This window comes from Pseudarthrobacter sp. PH31-O2 (genome assembly GCF_030063265.1).
In the GTDB taxonomy this organism is placed as follows: Bacteria; Actinomycetota; Actinomycetes; order Actinomycetales; family Micrococcaceae; genus Arthrobacter.
Genome location: NZ_JASIST010000007.1, coordinates 145,910 through 167,603, shown reverse-complemented (window position 1 = coordinate 167,603; position 21,694 = coordinate 145,910). Strand labels below are relative to the sequence as shown.

Here is a 21,694-nt window from a genome sequence, read left to right as displayed (position 1 = left end):
TCCTTAGACTGAAAGAGTGAGCAAATCGATGACAAGCACAGTTGAAACTGCCCCCGCCAGCACAGCGGTGCGGCTCCACGATCCCGCCGTCCGCGGCTTTGCCTCGGATAACTATTCCGGCGTACATCCGGAGGTACTGGCGGCCCTGGCCGCCGCCAACGAGGGCCACCAGGTTTCCTACGGCGAGGACGACTACACCGCCCGGCTCCAGCAGTTGATGGAGGGCTACTTCGGCGCAGGGATCGAGTGCTTCCCGGTCTTCAACGGCACCGGCGCCAACGTGCTGTCGCTGCAGTCCCTGCTGCCTCGCTGGGGGGCCGTGGTTTGTGCCTCCACCGCACACATCAACATGGATGAGAACGGCGCCCCTGAGCGGATCGGTGGCATCAAACTGCTCCAGGTCCCCACAGCGGACGGCAAGCTGACTCCGGAGCTAATCGACAAGGAAGCCTGGGGCTGGGGCGACGAGCACCGCGCGCAGCCGCTGGCCGTGTCCATCACCCAGACCACCGAACTCGGCACCTGCTACACGCCGGACGAAGTGCGGGCGATCGCCGAGCATGTCCATTCCAAGGGCATGAAGCTACACATGGACGGCGCCCGGCTGGCGAACGCTGCAGCCCACTTGAATGTGCCGCTGCGGGCCTTCACCCGCGACGCCGGCGTCGACATCCTCTCCTTCGGCGGCACCAAAAACGGCTTGCTCTTCGGTGAGGTCGTCATCGCCCTGAACCCGGCCGCGGCCCAGGGCCTGATCTACCTGCGCAAGATGAACATGCAGCTCGCCTCCAAGATGCGGTTTATGTCCGCGCAGTTCATCGCCCTGCTCGAAGGGGACCTGTGGCTGCGCTCCGCCTCGCACGCCAATGCCATGGCTGCCCGGCTTCGGGCCGGCGTCGAATCCATCCCCGGCGTCGAGCTAAGCCAGAAGACGGAGTCCAACGGCGTGTTTGCGGTCCTGCCGCCCGGCGTGGCGGACCGGCTGCGCGCGTCCTTCCGTTTTTACGACTGGAACGAGGCGGCCGGCGAGGTTCGCTGGATGTGCTCCTTCGACACCACCGAAGACGATGTTGATTCCTTTATCGCCGCCATCAAGCGCGAGCTCGCCGCCGGTTGATCCCGGCAGCGGGCCCGCCGCCCTCGCCCGCCCAAAGCCGGAGCGGGCAGCGGCGGCGAGCCTGCAGGGCTTGTGCACACTCCGTGCATAATCTTCCATTGTGAACGCACTCGACCAGGTTCCGGCAGATTTTCTTTTTGCCCTGGGAACCCTTCGGCAGGCACGAACCCGGGGTGAACTGCGCCTGGAAGAAATCCCGGCCCCGGCGCGGCTGGCACCGTTCGCCGTGGCACTCGGGGCGGAGGTTGTTGCGCCCGGCGCATCAACGTCTTCCGGCGCAGTCCATGGACCCGCGGCGGCCGCCCTGACGCGAGCGTCCGAGAGCGAGGACATCGAACTGGCCACCGGCCGCTTTATCCTGCTGCACGATCCCGACGGCTCCGCGGTCTGGGAGGGGGAATTCCGGATCGTTACCTACATCCGCGCCCAGCTGGAACCGGAGATGGGCAATGACGAACTGCTGGGTTCCGTTGCCTGGACCTGGCTCGTTGAAGCCCTGGAGGACCATGCCGCACCGTACCGCTCGGCCGGCGGCACCGCGACCAGGGTACTGTCCGAAAGCTTCGGAACCCTCGAAGGCCGACCCAATTCGATCGACATCGAGCTCAGGGCATCCTGGACTCCGGCCACCCCGGACATCACCTCGCATCTGGAAGCCTGGTCCGACATGGTCTGCACGTTCGCCGGCCTGCCGCCGCTGCCCGACGGTGTCACAGCCCTGCCGCGCCGGCGCCGGGGACGGGCCTGGTTTGGAAGCTGACATCGGCCGCAAGGACGGGCACACCGACTCCTTTTGGCGGATGCGCGGCCCGCAGCACCGTGTTATCGGTAAACTAAACCCATCATGACCCCTCAAATTCCGGAAATCAGCACGGCAGGCACCGTACAACATCAGACCGAGGCCGCTGACGCCACAGCCCACATCGCCGTGGACGGCTTCGACAGCCTGGTTCCCGAGGTGATCGACCTTGACGCCCCCCGCGACGGTGTGCCGCTCGTTATTGAAACCATGTCCGGGCTGGAACGCTGCGCGGCTGCCCTCGCCGCAGGCCATGGCCCTGCCGGAGTCGACGCCGAACGCGCTTCCGGTTTCCGCTACGGCCAGCGCGCCTTCCTGGTGCAGATCCGCCGGGAGGGCTCCGGCACCTGGCTGATCGACCCGGAACCCTTTGGCGACCTTGGCATCATCAACGAGGCCCTGCGCGGCGTCGAATGGATCCTGCACGCCGCCAGCCAGGACCTGCCGTGCCTCTCCGAACTCGGCATGTGGCCGGACAGACTCTTTGACACCGAACTCGCCGCCCGCCTCGCCGGGCTTCCCCGGGTGGGCCTCGCTGCGGTGATCGAGCAGCTGCTGGGCTTTGGCCTCGCCAAGGAACACTCAGCGGCCGACTGGTCCACCCGGCCGCTGCCGGAACCGTGGCTCCGCTACGCGGCACTGGATGTCGAAGTTCTTACCGAACTACGCGAGGAGCTTATCGAACTGCTCACCGCCGACGGCAAACTGGACTTCGCCGAACAGGAGTTCGCCGCCATCCTGGGCGCCGGCCAGGCACCACCCCGGGTCGATCCGTGGCGGAAAACGTCCGGACTGCACCAGATCCGCGACCGGCGCCAGCTCGCCGCGGTGCGCGAGCTATGGCTCGAACGGGATTCGCTGGCGCAAAACCGCGACGTCGCCCCCGGCCGGCTGATTCCCGACTCCGCCCTGGTCGCGGCGGCGAAGGCGATGCCCGGCACCGTGCCCCAGCTGCTGGGGACCAAAGGCTTCCACGGCCGCGCAGCCCAGCGCGAGGCACCGCGCTGGCTGCGCTGCATCACCGCCGCCCGCGCCCTCGAGGACCTTCCTCCCCTGCACCTGCCCACCAACGCTCCCCCGCCCCCGCGGGTCTGGGCCGACCGGGACCCGGAGGCCGCCGCCCGGCTCGCCACCGCCCGCCCGCTGCTGCAGGCCAAGGCCGAAGAACTGAACATGCCTTTGGAAAACCTGTTGACCCCGGACTACCTGCGCCGTGTCTCCTGGCGTCCGCCCGTGGAGTTCAGCGAAGAGGGAATCGCCGAGGAACTGGCGAACCTCGGGACCCGGCAGTGGCAGATCGAACTGGTCACCCCGCTCATCGCCGAAGCCTTCCGCAACCCGCAGCCACTGCCGGTCAAGGAAGCCAAGACCGTGCCGGCCCCGGACAAAGCAGGCTAAGCCCGGCAGCCGCCCTCCCGGCCCGTTGCCAACCCGCCTCCATGCGGCCCGGCCACCTACTCCTTGCCAGCTATGTTACTGACAAGTAACATGTTGTCTGATGTCGCCCGGTTCTGCTGTCCTCGGCGTTTGCGCGCGGGGCAGGGGTCCGGCACCCAGGTCTCGATGAGGAGTAACACGTGAGCCACACCCGGAGCACCGCGAATCCGCGCACCATCCGTGAGGTCGTCTTCGTCGACGGCGTCCGCACCCCGTTCGGCCGGGCCGGCGAGAAGGGCATCTACGCCGGAACACGGGCCGATGACCTCGTAGTGAAATGCATCCGCGAGCTGATGCGCCGCAACCCGTCCCTGCCGGCCGAACGAATCGACGAAGTGGCCATCGCCGCGACAACACAGACCGGTGACCAGGGACTGACAATCGGCCGCACCGCGGCCCTGCTGGCCGGACTGCCGCGGACCGTACCCGGCTTTGCGATTGACCGGATGTGCGCCGGCGCCATGACGGCCGTGACCACCACCGCCAGCGGTATCGGCTTCGGTGCCTACGACGTTGTGATCGCTGGCGGCGTGGAACACATGGGCAACCACCCGATGGGGGCCGGTGCGGATCCCAACCCGCGCTTTATGTCCGAGCGGATTGTGGACCCGGCAGCCCTGAACATGGGCAACACGGCAGAGAACCTGCACGACCGCTTTCCCGCCATTACCAAGGCACGCACCGACGCCTACGCCGTCGCTTCCCAGGACAAGCTTGCCGCAGCATACGCGAAAGACCAGATCCAGCCGGACCTGGTCCCCGTGGCCACCATAAAGCCGGGCCGGGGCTGGACCGTCAACACGGTGGATGAGCCGCCGCGCCCGGGCACCTCCGTGGCGGACCTCGCCACGCTCAAAACCCCCTTCCGCGCCCACGGCCGGGTCACGGCAGGCAATGCAGCAGGCCTCAACGACGGCGCCACCGCCGCACTGCTGGCCTCCGCCGAGGCGGCCGAGGAACTTGGCCTGCCGGTGAAGATGCGCCTGGTCAGCTACGCCTTCGCCGGCGTCGAGCCGGAAGTTATGGGCATCGGCCCGGTCCCGGCCACCGAGAAGGCCCTGAAGAACGCCGGACTCGGCATCGAGGACATCGGCCTGTTCGAAATCAACGAGGCCTTCGCCGTCCAGGTGCTCAGCTTCCTGGACCACTTCGGGATCGCCGACGACGATCCCCGCGTCAACCGCTACGGCGGTGCGATCGCCGTCGGGCACCCGCTCGCTTCGTCCGGCGTCCGGCTGATGAACCAGCTGGCCCGCCAGTTTGCCGAGGACCCGGGCGTTCGCTTCGGAATGACCACGATGTGCATTGGCCTGGGCATGGGGGCCACCGTCATCTGGGAAAACCCGCACCACGCCGATTACGGCACCGACTACACCACCACCACGACTGGAGCCGCAGCATGAGCGCCGCCGATTTCCATAAGCTTGCCGAGCTGTTCCCGAACGAGACGGTAACGCACTCCTACGTCCAGGACATCGCGCTGCCGGCTGTCAACGGCAAGAGCCCCGGCACCTTCGCGCTGCTCACGCTCGACAACGGCCTGGACCACTCCAAACCCACTACCTTGGGCCCGAACACGCTGATCGAGCTCGGCACCGCCCTGGAGGGGCTGCGGGACCGTGCCGCGCGTGGCGAGATCGCCGGCGTTGGCGTCACCGGCAAGCCGTACTTCCTGGTCGCCGGCGCCGACTTGTCCACGGTCAAATCGGTCAGCGGCCGCGAGCAGGGCCTCTGGATGGCCCAACTCGGCCACGATGTCTACGCCACGCTGGCAAACCTCGGGGTTCCCAGCTTCGCCTTCATCAACGGACTGGCCCTCGGCGGCGGGCTGGAGATCGCCCTGCAGTCCACCTACCGCACCGTCTCCACCGGCGCCGGTGCGCTGGCACTGCCGGAGTCGTTCATTGGCCTGATCCCGGGTTGGGGCGGCGTCTACATCCTGCCGCGGCTGATCGGCCCGGAGAACGCCGTTAAGGTGATGATCGAGAACCCGCTGAGCAACAACCGCACCCTGACCGGACCGCAGGCCTACAAACTCGGCGTAGCGGACGCCATCTTCGAGCCCGCCGACTTTGTCGAGCAGTCAGTCGCCTGGGCTGCGCAGGTTATCGCGGGCGCCCTCACGCCCGAACGCGCCAATGCCGTCGACCCCGCCGTACCGGAGGTGGCCGATCGCTGGGCCGGTGCCGTCGCCGCGGGCCGCGCCTTTGTCGAAACCAAGACGTCGAACGCCTCCCCGGCCCCGGCCGAGGTGCTGGACGTGCTGGAAGCAAACCGCACCATGACCCAGGCTGAGTCGGCGGAGCTCGAGTGCCGGACCCTAGCGGACCTTATGCAGACCGACGAGTTCCGTTCCACTGTCTACGCCTTCCTGGATCTGGTGCAGCGCCGAGCCAAGCGCCCCGCCGGCGCCCCGGACCGCAAACTCGCCCGTCCGGTCACAAAAATCGGCGTCGTAGGGGCCGGCCTGATGGCCAGCCAGCTCGCGCTGCTCTTTGCCCGCCAGCTCAAGGTGCCGGTGGTGATGACGGACATTGACCAGGCCCGGGTGGACAAGGGTGTGGGTTACGTGCACGCGGAGGTGGATAAGCTGCTGGCAAAAAAGCGGATCAGCGCGGATGCCGCCAACCGGACCAAGGCCCTGGTCAGCGGCGCGGTTTCGAAGGAAACCTTCGCCGACGCCGACTTCGTCATCGAGGCCGTCTTCGAGGAACTCAACGTCAAGAAACAGGTCTTCAAGGAACTTGAGACGATCATTTCGCCCGAGTGCATCCTGGCGACCAACACCTCCTCGCTGTCCGTCACCGCCATGGCTGAGGACCTGGAGCATCCGGAGCGGCTCATCGGCTTCCATTTCTTCAACCCGGTGGCAGTGATGCCTTTGCTGGAGATTGTCCGGGCCCCAAAGACCGACGACGCCGTACTGGCTACCGCGTTCGAACTGGCTAAGGGCCTGAAGAAGTCCGCAGTACTTGTCAAGGACGCCCCCGCTTTTGTGGTCAACCGCATCCTGCTGCGCCTGATGGGAGAAGTGACGGCCGCCTTCGACGAGGGTACCCCCGCCGGGGTGGCGGATAATGCGCTGCGCCCGATGGGCCTGCCGATGACACCTTTCGTTCTCGGGGCCATGGTGGGCCTGCCGGTCGCGCAGCACGTCCAGGAGTCCCTGCACGCTGCGTTCCCCGGCCGGTTCACCGTCTCGCAGAACCTGCAGAACCTGATCGCTCACGGGGTCCGGTCCATCTGGGACCCGGCCTCGGTGACGGCCGGTACGCCGACCATTCCGGCCGAGACCCAGGCCCTGATGTCCTTTGGGGATTCGCCGTCCACCGCCGGGGAGGTGCTGCGCCGCACTCAGGACGCCCTCGCCGAGGAAATCGGACTGATGCTGGACGAGGGTGTCGTCGCCGGTCCGGAGGACATCGACCTTTGTATGATCCTCGGTGCCGGCTGGCCGATGTTCCTTGGCGGCATCACCCCGTACCTGGACCGGGTCGGCGCCTCGGAGCGTGTCACCGGCCGGAAGTTCCTGGCGCCGGGTGTGGCGTCCGAGCCGGCCTAACGCCCGGAGCGGCCGGACGGTCGAAGTGACCTAACACCCCGCATGCCGGCGGCACTCCCGGCGGCGGGCATCAGAGTTCCTGAAGCCCGCCGCCGCTGCGCGTTAAGGTCGCTGGGCGTTAGGGTCGCTGGGCGATCAGATAAGGTGCGCAGTGGCCGCTGCCTAGCCGGCGTCGTGAGTAACCCGCAACGCCGTGCGGGCACGCGCAGCGGTTTCCCGGGCGACAGCGAGGCCATCTAGAAAAGCGCGACTTTCGGCGTTCGCGGGAAGAGGTCGTTGAGTTCGTCACGTTCCGCGGCGGTGGGGATCCAGGCCACGGCGGCGGCGTTTTGCCGGACCTGCTCCGGCCGGGTGGCTCCGGCGATAACACTGCTCACCGAGCGCTGGGCTGCAAGCCAGGAGAACGCCACCTGGATCTCGTTCAGGCCCCGCTCGGCTGCGAAGGCGCCCAGGGCCGCCAACTGTTCCCAGTCGGCGTCGTGGACCAGGTTCGTGCGGGTGTGGCTGAGGCGCGAACCCTCAGGTGCGGTGTCCCTGGCGTATTTGCCGGTCAGCAGGCCGTTGGCCAGCGGGAAGTACGGCAGCACGCCCAAGCCGTAGGCGTCCGCGGCCGGAGTGACCTCAAGCTCAGCGCGGCGGTCCAGCAGGTTGTAGTGGTTCTGGCTGGAGATAAACCGGGCTCCACCGCGGGCACGGGCCACGAATTCGGCTTCGGCGATCTGCCAGCCGGCACGGTTGGAGTGGCCGATGTAGCGGACCTTGCCGCTGCTGACGAGCTCATCGAGGGCATCGAGGGTCTCCTCGATCGGGGTCAGCGGGTCGGGTGTGTGGAACTGGTAAAGGTCGATCCAGTCCGTCCCGAGCCGGCGGAGCGAGGCCTCCGCAGCCTTAATGATGTACCGGCGGGAGCCACGGGCACCAAAGTCATTGCCGTTGGCACCGCCCATGTCCATCCCGAACTTCGTGGCGACCACTGCCTCGTCGCGGCGGCCGTTCAGGGCCTTGCCCAGCATGGTTTCGCTCAGTCCCGGTTCCCGGCCGTAGGTGTCCGCGACGTCGAAGAAGGTTATGCCGGAGTCCAGCGCCGCATGCACCACGGCGTCGGTCCCGTCCTGCGACTCGGTCGCCGTATTGGCCCGGCCAAGGTTATTGCAGCCAAGTCCAACGACGGAGACGGTCAGTCCGGAATTTCCCACGCGGCGGTATTCAGTCATGTACTTCAGCCTATAACGGCCCGGGCCCGTCCGCGGGCCGCTGCGGCGGCCGGCGTCCGGTGTGCTGCCCGGGCCGCGGAGGGTTATCCGGCGGTCAGCTCCAGCCCTTGATCGTCGAGGGCATCCTGGAGCTGGGCCAGGGTCCGCGGACAGATGCCGTGCATTCGGGCAAGTCCCCGCCCGCCGAGTGCCGCCACCTGTTCGAGTGACTCGACTCCGGCGTGTGCGAGGGCCCGGCGGGCCGGAGCCGAGATCCCCCGCGGCAGCGGGGTACGGCCCGGTTCAACGGATTTCGCCGCCATCTGGAATTCCTTTCCGTCGGGGTCCCCAAAAAATGGTCTGCAAGCTGCCCGTGGAGCGGCCCGCGGAACTAGAGGCTAAAGCTGTTCGCCGGCTTGGCTGAGTACTTGAGTCGAAAGCTGGACCCGTCGGTAGCGGCGCCGATGCTCAACTTGGTGAAGTCGAGGTCCTCGCCCCGAATGCAGACCTTGATGGCATTAACCGCCTTGTTGACGTCCGGGGTCAGGATAAAGATGTTGAGCTTGGAATCGGAAAATTCCGAGCGGTCCACTATTCCGAGGCCCCGCCACGCGAGGTGGCTGATCAGTGCGTCCTTGGCCTTTTCCTCGAGGTAACGGTCGCGATCCGTGCCACCCTTGGTCTTCAGTGCATACTGGGCCACGACCCAGAACTGCCCGTCCTCGGGGATTTCGGCAAAACCGTCTTCGGCGCACTGCACGGCGAAGGCATCCATCAGTCGCTCGGCAGCGCCGGCGTCGGCGACGTCGGTCTCATCGGTTTTGCTCTGGTGCCCGACGACGCCGTGGTTCATCACAAATTGGCTGTAGTCCTCGTCAAACCAGGCCTCCCTGAATTCGAGGACACCCTCATCGTTGCGCTTGTAAACCCGGATAATTCCGCTCATGCCCGTCCTTTCCTGAACCATTCGCGGTCTGTGCCGTCGAAGGGTGGCTGTTCTGCCTTGACGGCCTGGTAAAGCTGATCCGATGCGGCGCTGATCCGGGCCGCCACGTCCTCGGGGTAGTCCATCTCCACTCGGTGCTCGGCAAACTCGTCCTCATCGTCCACGTAGACTCCGCGCTCCGCGGTACGGATGACGTCCAGGTCCATGTCGATCAGGTGGAACTCGGTGACGCCGGGGCGGATGGTTCGCCAGCCGTGGTCCGTCGCGAGATCCACGTAAACCCTGACGCCGGCGGGATGGCCCGCTGCGTAGAAGGTGGCGACGTACTCGCCGCTTCGCGGAACCAGCAGCACGGCGTCCGATTCGGTGTAGAACGCGGCGCCCGGACGCGAACAGAACTCGTTGGTTCCCTGGAAGATCCACCAACCGTGGACGTCCTCGCCGAGGTAGGTACCGGGCACCACCCAGTGGGCCTTGCCGTTCCATTTGCGGTTCCGGGAGACTACCAGGTCTCCCGGAACCAGGTCCTTGGGGGTCCTCACAGAATCGGCAGGCTGCCGGTGCTGGGGTGTTCCTGGCCGGGGAGGGGACGCGCGAACGGTACCTTGGTCCCCAGGACCTGAGCCACGACGTCATGGGTGATCTGCTGGGCGGTCAAGCCGACCCGTTCGAGCACCTGGCTGCGGGTTCCATGGTCCAGGAATTCCACCGGCAGGCCCACTTCGTTCAGGGCGGTGTCCACTCCGGCGGCGCGCATTTCCTGCCTGATCCGGGACCCGACCCCGCCGGCGCGGACCCCGTCCTCGATGCAGATGACGAGCCGGTGGTGGGAGGCGAGGGCGACGATGGATTTCCGGACCGGCAGGACCCAGCGGGGGTCCACCACTGTGGAGCTGATGCCTTGCGCCCCGAGGCGGTTGGAGACGTCCAGGGCGAGTTCGGACATGGCCCCGACGCTGACGATCAGGACGTCGTTCTCGCTGGAGCCGACCGGGCGCCGTGCCAGCACGTCCACGCCGTCGCTGAGCCGCTCGACCGCCTCAACTTCGGCCCCGACAGTGCCCTTGGAGTAACGGATCACACTGGGGGCGTCTTCGATGGCGACGGCCTCGCGCAGCTCCTCACGCAACCGGTTGGCGTCCCGGGGCGCGGCGAGGTGCAGGCCTGGCACGATTTGGACCATGGCCATGTCCCACATGCCGTGGTGGCTGGCGCCGTCGGGCCCGGTAACGCCGGCCCGGTCCAGGACGATTGTGACACCGGCTTTGTGCAGGGCGACGTCCATCAGGAGCTGGTCGAAGGCGCGGTTCAGGAAGGTCGCGTAGACAGCGACGACCGGGTGCAGTCCCCCGAACGCCATGCCGGCGGCGGAGGTGAGAGCGTGCTGTTCGGCGATGCCGACGTCGAACACCCGCTCCGGGTGCCGGGCAGCGAACTTGTGCAGGCCGACCGGGATCAGCATGGCGCCGGTGATGCCGACGATGTCCTTTCGCTCATCGGCGATCTCGGCGATCTCGTCGGCGAAGACGGCGGTCCAGGATTTCGCTCCGCCGGCCTCGGTTGGCGCTCCCGTCTCCGGGTCAATAATCCCGACGGCGTGGAACTGGTCCGCTTCGTGTGCGCGGGCGGGCGCGTAGCCGTGACCCTTTTCGGTCATGGCATGCACAATCACCGGCCCGGCGTAATTCTTCGCGGTGGACAGTGCGTGCTCCATGGCCTGGAGGTTGTGGCCGTCGACCGGACCGATGTATTTCATCCCGAGGTCCTCAAACATACCCTGCGGGGCCCACCAGTCCTTAACGCCCTTCTTCATGGCGTGCAGGCTGCGGTAGGTGAACTGGCCCGCGGGTCCGCCGTTCTGCAGCTTGCGCCGCCACCAGTCCAAGGTGCCTTCGTAGGCAGGGGCGGCGCGGAAGGAATCGATGGTGGGGCGCAGCGAGGCGAGGTAGTCAGCGAATCCGCCCACGGTCGGGGCGTAGGAGCGGCCGTTGTCGTTTACGACGATCACCACCCGGCGCTTTTTGTCGGCCGCGATGTTGTTGAGGGCTTCCCAGGCCATTCCGCCGGTCAGCGCGCCGTCACCGACCACGGCGATAACGTAGCGGTCCCCGTCGCCGGTGAGCTGCCGGGCCCGGGAGATCCCGTCCGCCCAGGACAGCGAGGACGATGCGTGCGAGCTTTCGACGATGTCGTGCTCTGATTCGGCGCGGTCCGGGTAGCCCGACAGACCGCCTTGCTGGCGCAGGGTGCTGAAATCCTGGCGTCCGGTGAGGAGCTTGTGCACGTACGACTGGTGGCCGGTGTCAAAGACGATGCTGTCCCGGGGAGAATCGAAGACCCGGTGCACAGCGATGGTGAGCTCCACCACACCAAGGTTCGGGCCCAGGTGGCCGCCGGTCTGGGAGACGTTGGCGATCAGGAAGTCCCGGACCTCGGCTGTCAGCCGGTCCAGCTGCGCCTCGGACAACTTACTCAGGTCCTGCGGGTTGCGGACGGTCTCCAAGATTCCCAACGGCCCCTCCTTCGGGTGGTAGACATGCCTTTTAACTCTAACGCCTCAGGCATGGCGCCGGTGCCGGGCCACGAAAGCCCCGGTCCGTCGGGAACGGGCCGGGGCTTTCGGGTTGATACTTCCGGACTGCGGCTAGTTCGCGGAGATCTGCCGCAGCACGTACTGCAGGATGCCGCCGTTGCGGTAGTAATCGGCCTCGCCCGGGGTATCGATGCGCAGGACCGCATCGAAGCTCGTGACGGTACCGTCCTCGGCCGTGGCAATGACCTTCAGCGTCTTGGGTGTGGTGCCGTCGTTAAGGGCTGTGACGCCCTCAACCGCGAAGGTTTCCGTGCCGGTCAACCCGAGGCTGGCCGCGTTCTGGCCGGCCGGGTACTGCAGGGGCAGGACGCCCATGCCGATCAGGTTGGAGCGGTGGATGCGCTCGTAGCTTTCGGCAACTACAGCCTTGACGCCCAGCAGCGCAGTTCCCTTGGCTGCCCAGTCACGCGACGAGCCGGAGCCATACTCCTTGCCGGCGAGGACCACCAGCGGGATGCCGGCCGCCTCGTAGTTCTGCGCGGCGTCGTAGACGTAGGCCTGCGGGCCGTCGGCCTGGGTGAAGTCACGGGTGAAGCCACCTTCGACGCCGTCCAGGATCTGGTTCTTGATCCGGATATTCGCGAACGTACCGCGGATCATCACCTCATGGTTGCCACGGCGTGAGCCGTAGGAGTTGAAGTCCTTGCGCTCCACACCGTTGGCCAGCAGGTACTGACCGGCAGGGGTGTCCGACTTGAAGGAACCCGCCGGTGAGATGTGGTCGGTGGTGACGGAATCGCCAAGCTTCAGCAGCACCCGGGCGCCGGTGATGTCCTTGACGGGCTCCGGCTCCGCCTTCATGCCGTCGAAGTACGGGGGCTTGCGGACGTACGTGGATTTAGGGTCCCAGGCGAACGTGTCGCCGGCCGGCGTGGAGAGAGCTTTCCAGCGGTCGTCGCCGTCGAAGACGCCCTCGTAGCCGCGGGCGAACATTTCCTTGTCGATCGAGGAATCGATTACCTGCTGGACCTCAACCGGGTTCGGCCAGATGTCCTTCAGGAAAACGTCTTTGCCGGCCTCATCCTGGCCCAGCGGGTCAGCATCAAAATCGAAGTCCATGGTGCCGGCGAGGGCGTAGGCGATGACCAGCGGCGGGGACGCCAGGTAGTTCATCTTCACGTCCGGGTTGATCCGGCCCTCGAAGTTGCGGTTACCGGACAGCACAGCTGCAACGGAAAGATCGTTGGCCGCGATGGCCTCGGAGATTTCGGCGTCGAGCGGGCCGGAGTTTCCGATGCAGGTCGCGCAGCCGTAACCGACGATGTAGAAGCCGAGCTTCTCCAGGTAGGGGGTCAGGCCCGACTTGTTGTAGTAGTCGGTGACAACCTTGGAACCGGGAGCCACGGAGGTCTTGACCCACGGCTTCGAGGTCAGGCCCTTGTCGACGGCGTTGCGGGCCAAAAGCGCGGCGGCCAGCATCACGGACGGGTTGGACGTGTTGGTGCAGGAAGTGATCGAGGCGATCGACACTGCGCCGTGGTCCAGCTCGAACTCGCGGCCGTCAGCGGTCTTGACACTGACTTTCTTTGACGGCCGGCCGTTGGACTTCGGCCCGTGCGCGTGCGGGGCCTCGTCTGTCAGGTGCGTCTTGGTGGCGGTGAAGGACGGGGTATCGGACGCCGGGAAGCTCTCGTCAATGGCCTCATCGACGCTGCCGCCGACGAGGTCTTCCTTCACATAGTTGCGCAGGTCCTGGCGGAACTGGGCCTTGGACTCGGTGAGGATGATGCGGTCCTGGGGGCGCTTCGGGCCGGAAATCGACGGAACAACCGTCGACAGGTCCAGTTCGAGGTACTCGGAGAACTTGATCTCACGTGACGGATCGTGCCAGAGGCCCTGTTCCTTAGCGTAGGACTCCACCAAGGCGACGTTCTCGTCCGAGCGGCCGGTGAGGCGCAGGTAGTCCAAGGTAACGTCGTCGATCGGGAACATGGCGGCCGTGGAGCCGAACTCCGGGCTCATGTTGCCGATGGTGGCGCGGTTGGCCAGCGGCACGGCCGCAACGCCTTCGCCGTAGAACTCGACAAACTTGCCGACCACTCCGTGCTTGCGCAGCTGCTCGGTGATGGTCAGGACGACGTCGGTGGCGGTCGCGCCGGCCGGGATGGACCCGGTCAGCTTGAAGCCCACAACGCGCGGGATCAGCATGGAGACGGGCTGGCCAAGCATGGCTGCCTCGGCTTCGATGCCGCCAACGCCCCAGCCCAGCACACCCATGCCATTGACCATGGTGGTGTGCGAGTCGGTGCCGACGCAGGTGTCCGGGTAGGCCCGGACGACTGAGCCGGACTCGGTGTCGACCTCGCGGGTCATGACCGTGCGGGCCAGGTATTCGATGTTGACCTGGTGCACAATGCCGGTCCCCGGCGGGACAACCTTGAAGTCATCAAATGCGGTCTGGCCCCACCGCAGGAACTGGTACCGCTCGCCGTTGCGCTGGTACTCGATCTCCATGTTGCGCTCCAGTGCGCCGGAGTTGCCGAAGGCGTCGATCTGCACGGAGTGGTCAATCACCATCTCGGCGGGAGCCAACGGGTTGACCCGCTTGGGGTCCCCGCCAAGTTCCTTGACGGCCTCACGCATGGTGGCAAGGTCCACTACGCAGGGCACGCCAGTGAAGTCCTGCATGATCACGCGCGCCGGCGTGAACTGGATTTCAGTGTCGGGCTCGGCGCTGGGGTCCCAGCCGGCCAAAGCGCGGACGTGGTCGGCCGTAATGTTCGCGCCGTCCTCGGTCCTCAACAGGTTTTCAAGCAATACCTTGAGGCTGAACGGAAGGTTTTCTGCACCTTCGACGGAGTTCAACCGGAAAATTTCGTATTCGGTACCGGCAACATTAAGTTTGCCTTTTGAACCGAAGCTGTCCACAATGCTCATCACAGGACTCCTCTCGCAACAGTTTCATCTTTGTCGCGCCGCAGACCCCTTGCTAGTTAGGTGGCCCTAACTAATGCTTGGCCTTGCTCGCACAAGGATCGGTACAGGGTGCAGGAGGTCAGCCGTGGGTACGGAGCGCGACGTCGGACTACTTCGCCCATCCTAGTGGCCTCAGCCCCGCGGAGTCAGTAGCGCCACAGTCTCCATGTGGTGGGTATGCGGGTACAGGTCAAAGGCCCGCAGCCCTGCCAGCTCCCAGCCGGATTGCTGGAAGTAGCCGACATCGCGGGCAAAGGACGCCGGATCGCAGGACACGTAGGCAACGGCGCGGGGGCCGGCTCCGATCAGCTGGTTTACCACGGCCTTGCCGGCACCGGCCCGGGGCGGGTCCAGCAGGATCGCGTCGAAATTGCGCGCCTTTTCACGCAGGACGCGTTCCACCCGGCCCTGGACGATCTCAACCTGCGGTGCATCATGGAGGTTCTTGCGTGCGTCCCGGCTGGTCCCGGGAGCCCCTTCGACTGAGAGCACCGAACCCGTGGCGCCGACGGCGTCCGCGAGCGGGGCGGTGAACAGGCCCACCCCGGCGTAGAGATCCGCAACAACGGCCCCCGGTTCCAGGAACCCGCCGTTGTGCAGGAATCCGGTCACGGCCCCCACGAGGGCGGCGGGGGCCTCGCGGTGGATCTGCCAGAAGCCGTCGCCGGTCACACGGTAGTCGTGCCCCGCCGCGGTCTCCTGCACATAGGTGCGGCCGCGCAGCCGCAGTACCTCGCCTTTGACCGGATCAAAGCTCGCCACCGAAACATCGTCGGGCAGCTGGGCCAGGACCGCGCTGAGCCGCTTGGCCCGGGTGCCCGCGGCCGGGACCAGGAGCACCAGCGGCCGGGAGCCGTTCGCCGGTGCGGCGACCTCAATGCGTTCAATGCCCTGCAGGTCGATGTCCCAGAGCCGGAGGTTGTTGATGGCGTCAACGGCCAGCGGCATCTCCCGGACCGGAAGGACGGTATCGGAGCGGTGCGCGTGCATTCCAAGTTTGCCGGCCGGGGTCACGGCGAAACCGGCGCGGGTGCGCCAGCCCAGGCCGGCCGGCGCCGTCGTTCCCTCCTCCCCCACGGCTTCGACCAAGGAGCCTGCGGCGGTGTCCGTCCCTGCCAGCGGCAGTTCGACGCCGGCCAGGCGGTGCAGCTGCTCGGCCAGCACCTCGGCCTTGAGGCTGCGCTGGCGTGTCAGTGCGATGTGGCCGAGTTCTGCGCCTCCGACGGGCGGGTGACGGTGCGACCAGGAACGCGCGGAATCGGCCAGGTCCCAGAAGTGCGCCACCCGGTCCGGGGATGCGTCAAGGACTTCCACGACGTCGCCGCGCCAGAACTTGGCGTCCGCGCCGGACTCGGTGAGACGGACCTTGACTCTCTCGCCGGGAATGCCGTGCCGGACAAAGACCACCCGGCCCTCATGCCGGGCGACGCAGTGCCCGCCGTGGGCGACCGGCCCGACGTCGACGATGAGATCGGTGCGGTTTGGGGCCTGGGTGTCGGAGTTCATTGGATGTCCTGCAGTCTCTTGGCTTCTTCGGAGGATTTCAGCTGCCACGGCACACTGGCCACCATCACGCCGGGCTCGAAATGCAACCGGGTTTTGATGCGAAGTGCGGTCTGGTTGTGCACCAGTTGCTCCCACCACTTACCCACGACGTACTCGGGGATGTAGACCACAATCAGGTCGCGGGGCGAATCGCGCCGCATGTTCTTGATGTACTCCATGATGGGGGTGACCGTTTCACGGAACGGACTGGCCAGCACGGTCAACGGTACCGGGATTTCCAGTTTCTCCCAGTCCGCGACCGTCTGTTCGGTCTCTTCGCTGCTGATGTCCACGGTGATGGCGTCCAGCCGGGAGGGCCGTGACGCGCGTGCATAGGCGAGGGCGCGAAGGACCGGCTTGCGCACGTGGGAGACGAGGAGGACTGCGTGCACCCGGGTGGGCAGGGCCCGCGGCGAGGAATCCTCATCGACTGCGAGTTCCTTGGCCACGTTGTCATAGTGCGACCGGATGCTCCACATGATGAGGAACAGCGCGAACATTGCCAGCAGCGCGATCCACGCGCCCTGCTGGAACTTGGTTATCAGCACAATCACCAGGACCAGCGCGGTCATGCCGAAGCCGATCGTGTTGATGGTGCGCGACTTGAGCATACGCAGCTTGACGGCGGGGTCCTTCGCGAGCTTCAGTTCCCGGCCCCAGTGCCGGATCATGCCGAGCTGGCTGATCGTGAAGGAGATGAAAACACCCACAATGTAGAGCTGGATGAGCTTGGTGACGTCGGCGTTGAAGGCGATGATCAGCACCAAAGCGCCGGCTGCCAGCGCCAGGACGCCATTGCTGAAGGCGAGCCGGTCCCCGCGGGTGCGCAGCTGCCGAGGCAGGTAACCGTCCTGGGCCAGGATCGAGCCAAGCACCGGGAAGCCGTTGAACGCCGTGTTGGAGGCGAAGACGAGGATCACGCCGGTGGCGGCGACCACAATGAAGAAGGGGATGGAGCCGGCTCCAAAAATGGTCTGCGCAATCTGGCTGATCGCCGGACTCTGGATATAGCCCTCCGCCAGCGGCTTGCCATCGAGCAGGAACTCGGTGGCAGGGTCCAGCACAATGTGCACCTTCGTGGCGTTGGCCAGGTAGATGATCCCGGCCAGCATGGACGCCGCGATCACGCCGAGCAGCAGCAGGGTGGTGGCCGCATTCTTGGACTTGGGCTTCTGGAAGTTCGGCACACCGTTGCTGATGGCTTCAATCCCGGTCAGCGCCGCTGCGCCGGAAGAGAAGGCCCGGAGCAGCAGGAAGGCGCCGGCGAGGCCGACCATTCCCTCGTCGAAGCCCGCCGCGGGCACGATCGTGAAGGCTGCCGAGGGCGCTTCGCCCAGTTGGCCGGTGGCCGCCTGGAAGATGCCGATGGCCGTCATACCCAGGATGGAGGCCATAAAGATGTAGGTGGGGACGGCGAAGACGCTGCCGGCTTCCTTGATGCCTCGCAGGTTAACGAGGGCCAGGATCACGACGCCGATCACCGCGATGGCGGCCTGCTGGCCGTGCAGTGCGGGCACCGCGGAGGTCAGGTACGTCGCGGCCGAGGACATCGACACCGCAACGGTCAGCACGTAGTCGACCAGCAGCGCGGAGGCGACGGTGAGCCCGGCATATTTGCCCAGGTTCTCGTTTGCGATCTCGTAGTCGCCGCCGCCGGAGGGGTAGGCATGGACGTTTTGCCGGTAGGAGGCGACAACAGTCAGCAGCACCACCATGACGGCCAGCCCCACCCAGGGCGAGAACGCCACGGCGCTGACGCCGGCCAAGGCCAGGGTCAGGAGGATTTCGTCGGGCGCGTAGGCCACTGAGGACAGCGCGTCGGAGGCGAAGATGGGAAGCGCGATCCGCTTCGGCAGCAGGGTGTGGGCCAGGCTGTCGTTCCGGAAGGGCTTGCCTACCAGCACCCGCTTCACGGCATTGAATATTGTCGGCACTCCACAAAGCTAGTCGCATTCGGACCCGATGTCATGACGGCGACCGGGCGCCGCGCGGCGGCGGCTCCAGGTCGCCGGGGTGCGGCAGCGGCGGGGCTGGCTCCAGGTGGCGCCGTGGCCGGTAGAGTTTTCCGCAGTAGCAGTCACAAAGCTTGAGGAGGCACGGTTGGCGCACTTCGTGATTATGGGTTGCGGCCGCGTGGGGGCAACCCTCGCGCACACGCTCGAGGATGCGGGCCACTCCGTGGCCATCATCGACCAGGACGACCGCGCCTTCCGTCGGCTCCGAACGGGCTTCACCGGCCGCAAGGTCACCGGCGTCGGCTTTGACCGCGAGACCCTCAAGCAGGCCGGCGTTGCGGAGGCCTATGCCTTCGCGGCTGTCTCCAGCGGCGACAATTCAAATATCCTGGCCACCCGTGTGGCACGCGAAACCTTCCACGTCCCGCACGTGGTCGCCAGGATTTACGACCCGGGCCGGGCTGAGATCTACCAGCGGCTCGGCATCCCCACGGTCGCCGCAGTGCGCTGGAGCGCGGACCAGGTGCTCCGGCGGATCCTGCCCGAACAGCACCTGGCCGGCGACTATCGCGACCCCTCGGGCCGCCTTGTGCTCGCCGAAGTGGACCTGAACCCCGCGTGGATCGGCCACCCGGTCACCTCGATCGAGAAGGCCGCCGGGATCCGCGTCGCGTACCTGACACGGTTCGGTGAGGGGATGCTGCCCGCGGCCGGAACCCTGTACCAGGATGGCGACACCGTGCACGCCATGCTGGGCGTGGACCGCAGCAGCGAAGTCGGCCATGTTCTTGCCCAGCCCCCCGCCAAGGAGTCCTAAGTGAAAGTCGTTATTGTCGGGGCGGGAAGCGTCGGTTCCTCGATCGCGCGCGAACTGCTGGCCCACAAACACGAGATCCTGCTGATCGACCTCAAGCCCGAGGTAATCGGGCGAAGCGGACTGCGGGGCGCCCACTGGCTGGTTGGCGATGCCTGCGAACTGAGCACCCTCCAGGACGCGAAACTGGAAGACGCCGACGTCGTGGTCTCAGCTACCGGTGACGACAAGGTCAACCTGGTGGTCTCGCTGCTGGCGAAGACCGAGTTCGGCGTCGGACGCACGGTAGGCCGGGTCAACAACCCCAAGAATGACTGGATGTTCGACGATTCCTGGGGCGTCGACGTTGCGGTGAACACCCCGCAGCTGATGACTGCCCTGGTCGAGGAGGCCGTGGAGATCGGCGACCTCGTCCGGCTGCTGACCCTGCAGACCGGGGTGTCATCGCTGGTCGAGTTCACGGTCCCGCACGATTCACACGTCGTCGGACTGACCGTGGGCGGCATCGAATGGCCCGAGGATTCGACCCTTGTGGCAATCCTGCGGGATCAGGCACCAATCACGCCGAGCCGGGATGACGTGATTGACGGCGGGGACGAGCTGTTTTTCGTCACGACAATCGCAGCAGAGGACGAGCTGCGTGCCCTGCTCTCGCCGGAGTCCCAGGGCGAGCTGCCGGCGGAACAGCAGGGCGAAGACTCGCACGCCCACGAAGTCTTCGACGGCTTCGACGGCTAACCGGCTGTTGCCGGCAACCCCCGGTTGCCGGCCGGTTCAGTTGGGGGTTGCGGCTGGGGCGGGCCGGGTCAGCAGCCAGGCAACCCAGATGCCCAGGATGTACAGCGGTGCTCCCATCAGCAACCGCGTTGTGGCGAGGGCCGCGAAGCCCGCCTCGCCCATAAAGTACAGCGGAAGCTGGACCAGCAGGCGAAGGGCCAGGACCCCGATGATCACCCAGGTGCCGATCCGGTAGGCCCTGACCCGGGCTGGCTGCTTCCGCCAGTCCAGTCCTTCGTTCCGGATGAAGCCGAAGAGCAGCCCCGCAAACGGCCAGCGAACGGCGATCGAGATCGCCATCACCACGATGTAGGCGGCGTTGGTGAAGAATCCGGGGACGTAGAAGTCCTCGGCCTTGCCCGTGGTGTTGGCCAGCCACGCGGACAGCCCGACGCCGGCAATTCCCGCCAGTGCCTGCGTCAGCGGCTTGCGCTGGATGAGTCGGGCGACGGTAAACGCCGCCGCCACGGCCAGCGCGGAGACCAGCGCCAGGGGCAGCTCGCGCGCGATGGTGAAAGCGACCAGGAAGACCAGGCCGGGGAGGATGCTCTCGGCAATGCCCTGAATGCCGCCCGCGCTCTTGAGCACGTCGATGTTGCCGTTGCCGGACCGGTGCAGACCGGCCTTGGCGGCGTAACCTTCGGCGAGCTGCGCCGCTGTTGGCTGAACCGCTGTTGGCTGAACTGCTGTTGGCAGCGGCTCAGCGGGTTCCCGCCCTGCCGCGCCGGGATTTTCGGGAACCGTCATTGCTCCTCCTGCGGGGAGAGTATTTCGTAGCGGGGATTGAACATGGTCGGCAGTCCGTCCCGGACTGTGACCATGCCCTGCAGGCGCAGTTCGGTGCCGGCATCGACACCGGGTATACGGCGGCGGCCCAGCCAGACCACCCGGAGCCGGTCCTTGGGAACGGCGGACCGCTGGCGCCATAGGCCGGAGGCCGGCGTGGCGGCTGCGGTGCCGGATGCCACGGGGACGGAGCGTTTTTTGACCGGCGGCGCGTTGTGGTCGACGACGATCGCGGTAAAGGCAGCGACCTGGCTCGCCGGTGCGTAGGTGACCGATTCGATGAAGCCATGGCATAGCACGCGGCCGCGGTCCGGCAGTTCCCGGACGGAGACCGACGCAGCCGGGTCCTGGCGGGCAGCATCAGCCAATCTGGGTGGTCTCCGGTCCGCGTTCGGGGCGCTCGATGTCCGGGGCGGACTGTGGAGCGGGCACGGCGTTCTCCTTGGGCAAGTGCAGCTGCAGGAGGTCACGCGGGGGCATCGGGCTCTCGCCGCGCACCACCACGAGCTGCCGGAACAGTTCCTCGAGTCCGGCGGCCGCGTCGCGGTCTACAGCAGCCTCCCCGCCGAACACGCCGCGGAGGAACCAGCGCGGGCCGTCGACGCCGATAAAGCGGGCCACCCGGTAGCCGTGGCTGCCGTCGGCACCACCAGCGGGAAGCTTGGCGAGGAGTTCGGCGCCGAAGCCGCCCTGGACCTCCTCGACCTGGCCACCCTGGCTGCCGACGGACTGACCGATCTGCTCACGGATTTCCTCCCACAGGCCTTCGGAACGCGGAGCGGCGAACGCCTGGAGCTGAAGGCTTGAGCCGTTCAGGTCCATGGTGACGGCGACAACGCGCTGCGTGGCCTCTTCGACCTCAAGCCGGAGTTGCAGGCCTTCCGCCGGTGCAATCAGGAGGGCGCCGAGGTCCACGTAGCCGTCCTGGTCCTCGATCTCCGAGACGTCGAAGGGACCCGTGCCGCCGCGAAGCGGTGCGGCGGCTGCAGTCCCGGTCGAGTCATCGGCGGACGCTTCAGCAACTGCCCTCGGGGACTCCCCGGGTTCCGTCGCCTGTTCCTGCTTGGCTTTCTTGCCACGCCCAAAAACCATGGGGTCGTCTCCTTAATTGTGATCCTGTGCCGCCGCGCCACACTGCGCGTGCGGGGCTCCGGCTTTTATAGGCTGGCTGATGCAGCAAAAAAGCCGGCTGGTACGTCCTGCAAACGGGTCCTGCTGACCAGTTCGCGGCATCCGTTCGGGCCCGGCAGGCCT

18 protein-coding genes are annotated in these 21,694 nt (G+C 66.6%); 7 read left to right on the top strand and 11 right to left on the bottom strand.

Annotated elements, in window-relative coordinates; genetic code table 11:
* Positions 1 to 28 precede the first annotated feature (28 nt).
* The 5 genes from QMG72_RS12475 (at position 29) to QMG72_RS12455 (ending at position 6,915) form a co-directional block, all read left to right on the top strand.
* On the top strand, positions 29 to 1,117 hold the full coding sequence (locus tag QMG72_RS12475) for a threonine aldolase family protein (protein ID WP_226773542.1): 1,089 nt from the start codon (positions 29 to 31) through the stop codon (positions 1,115 to 1,117).
* A gap of 97 nt (positions 1,118 to 1,214) precedes the next feature.
* Complete coding sequence (locus QMG72_RS12470) at positions 1,215 to 1,877, top strand: DUF3000 domain-containing protein (RefSeq protein WP_282359900.1); 663 nt, start codon at positions 1,215 to 1,217, stop codon at positions 1,875 to 1,877.
* Between the two features lie 84 nt (positions 1,878 to 1,961).
* Entirely contained in the window at positions 1,962 to 3,314 is a 1,353-nt protein-coding gene (locus QMG72_RS12465) for an HRDC domain-containing protein (RefSeq protein ID WP_282359832.1), read from the top strand.
* Between the two features lie 179 nt (positions 3,315 to 3,493).
* On the top strand, positions 3,494 to 4,756 hold the full coding sequence (locus tag QMG72_RS12460; protein ID WP_282359833.1) for a thiolase family protein: 1,263 nt from the start codon (positions 3,494 to 3,496) through the stop codon (positions 4,754 to 4,756).
* Entirely contained in the window at positions 4,753 to 6,915 is a 2,163-nt protein-coding gene (locus tag QMG72_RS12455) for a 3-hydroxyacyl-CoA dehydrogenase NAD-binding domain-containing protein (protein ID WP_283480669.1), read from the top strand. The genes QMG72_RS12460 and QMG72_RS12455 overlap by 4 nt, the downstream gene beginning before the upstream one ends.
* Before the next feature lie 236 nt (positions 6,916 to 7,151).
* Here QMG72_RS12455 and QMG72_RS12450 read toward each other — a convergent pair whose 3' ends face one another.
* The 8 genes from QMG72_RS12450 to QMG72_RS12415 form a co-directional block, all read right to left on the bottom strand.
* Complete coding sequence (locus QMG72_RS12450; RefSeq protein ID WP_226773217.1) at positions 7,152 to 8,129, bottom strand: aldo/keto reductase; 978 nt, start codon at positions 8,127 to 8,129, stop codon at positions 7,152 to 7,154.
* Positions 8,130 to 8,212: 83 nt separating this feature from the next.
* Positions 8,213 to 8,431 carry a helix-hairpin-helix domain-containing protein gene (locus tag QMG72_RS12445; RefSeq protein ID WP_282359835.1) on the bottom strand — a complete coding sequence of 73 codons (219 nt, stop codon included), beginning with the start codon at positions 8,429 to 8,431 and terminating at the stop codon, positions 8,213 to 8,215.
* Positions 8,432 to 8,499: 68 nt separating this feature from the next.
* On the bottom strand, positions 8,500 to 9,054 hold the full coding sequence (locus QMG72_RS12440; RefSeq protein ID WP_226773219.1) for a hypothetical protein: 555 nt from the start codon (positions 9,052 to 9,054) through the stop codon (positions 8,500 to 8,502).
* Positions 9,051 to 9,596, bottom strand: coding sequence for a DUF402 domain-containing protein (locus tag QMG72_RS12435; protein ID WP_226773220.1), 546 nt, complete (start codon positions 9,594 to 9,596; stop codon positions 9,051 to 9,053). The genes QMG72_RS12440 and QMG72_RS12435 overlap by 4 nt, the downstream gene beginning before the upstream one ends.
* Complete coding sequence (gene dxs / locus QMG72_RS12430) at positions 9,593 to 11,566, bottom strand: 1-deoxy-D-xylulose-5-phosphate synthase (protein ID WP_226773221.1); 1,974 nt, start codon at positions 11,564 to 11,566, stop codon at positions 9,593 to 9,595. The genes QMG72_RS12435 and dxs overlap by 4 nt, the downstream gene beginning before the upstream one ends.
* 132 nt (positions 11,567 to 11,698) lie before the next feature.
* Positions 11,699 to 14,524 carry an aconitate hydratase AcnA gene (gene acnA, locus QMG72_RS12425; protein ID WP_283480667.1) on the bottom strand — a complete coding sequence of 942 codons (2,826 nt, stop codon included), beginning with the start codon at positions 14,522 to 14,524 and terminating at the stop codon, positions 11,699 to 11,701.
* 171 nt (positions 14,525 to 14,695) lie between these two features.
* Positions 14,696 to 16,069, bottom strand: a complete 1,374-nt coding sequence (locus QMG72_RS12420; RefSeq protein ID WP_226773223.1) for a class I SAM-dependent RNA methyltransferase — start codon at positions 16,067 to 16,069, stop codon at positions 14,696 to 14,698.
* On the bottom strand, positions 16,066 to 18,042 hold the full coding sequence (locus QMG72_RS12415) for an APC family permease (protein ID WP_226773224.1): 1,977 nt from the start codon (positions 18,040 to 18,042) through the stop codon (positions 16,066 to 16,068). Before QMG72_RS12415 ends, QMG72_RS12420 begins: the two co-directional genes overlap by 4 nt.
* 166 nt (positions 18,043 to 18,208) lie before the next feature.
* Between QMG72_RS12415 and QMG72_RS12410 the strand changes: the two genes are divergently transcribed.
* Both QMG72_RS12410 and QMG72_RS12405 read left to right on the top strand, forming a co-directional pair.
* Positions 18,209 to 18,880, top strand: a complete 672-nt coding sequence (locus tag QMG72_RS12410) for a potassium channel family protein (protein WP_282359837.1) — start codon at positions 18,209 to 18,211, stop codon at positions 18,878 to 18,880.
* Positions 18,881 to 19,615 carry a potassium channel family protein gene (locus QMG72_RS12405; protein WP_282359838.1) on the top strand — a complete coding sequence of 245 codons (735 nt, stop codon included), beginning with the start codon at positions 18,881 to 18,883 and terminating at the stop codon, positions 19,613 to 19,615.
* A 36-nt stretch (positions 19,616 to 19,651) separates the two neighbouring features.
* Here the strand turns inward: QMG72_RS12405 and QMG72_RS12400 are convergent, their stop codons facing one another.
* The 3 genes from QMG72_RS12400 to QMG72_RS12390 are packed head-to-tail and all read right to left on the bottom strand — an operon-like array spanning position 19,652 to position 21,532.
* The gene (locus QMG72_RS12400) at positions 19,652 to 20,401 is read right to left on the bottom strand and encodes a DUF3159 domain-containing protein (protein ID WP_226773227.1); all 750 of its coding nucleotides are present in this window, start codon (positions 20,399 to 20,401) and stop codon (positions 19,652 to 19,654) included.
* On the bottom strand, positions 20,398 to 20,808 hold the full coding sequence (locus QMG72_RS12395; protein WP_282359839.1) for a single stranded DNA-binding domain-containing protein: 411 nt from the start codon (positions 20,806 to 20,808) through the stop codon (positions 20,398 to 20,400). The genes QMG72_RS12400 and QMG72_RS12395 overlap by 4 nt, the downstream gene beginning before the upstream one ends.
* The gene (locus tag QMG72_RS12390) at positions 20,801 to 21,532 is read right to left on the bottom strand and encodes a DUF3710 domain-containing protein (RefSeq protein ID WP_226773229.1); all 732 of its coding nucleotides are present in this window, start codon (positions 21,530 to 21,532) and stop codon (positions 20,801 to 20,803) included. The genes QMG72_RS12395 and QMG72_RS12390 overlap by 8 nt, the downstream gene beginning before the upstream one ends.
* Between the last annotated feature and the right edge of the window lie 162 nt (positions 21,533 to 21,694).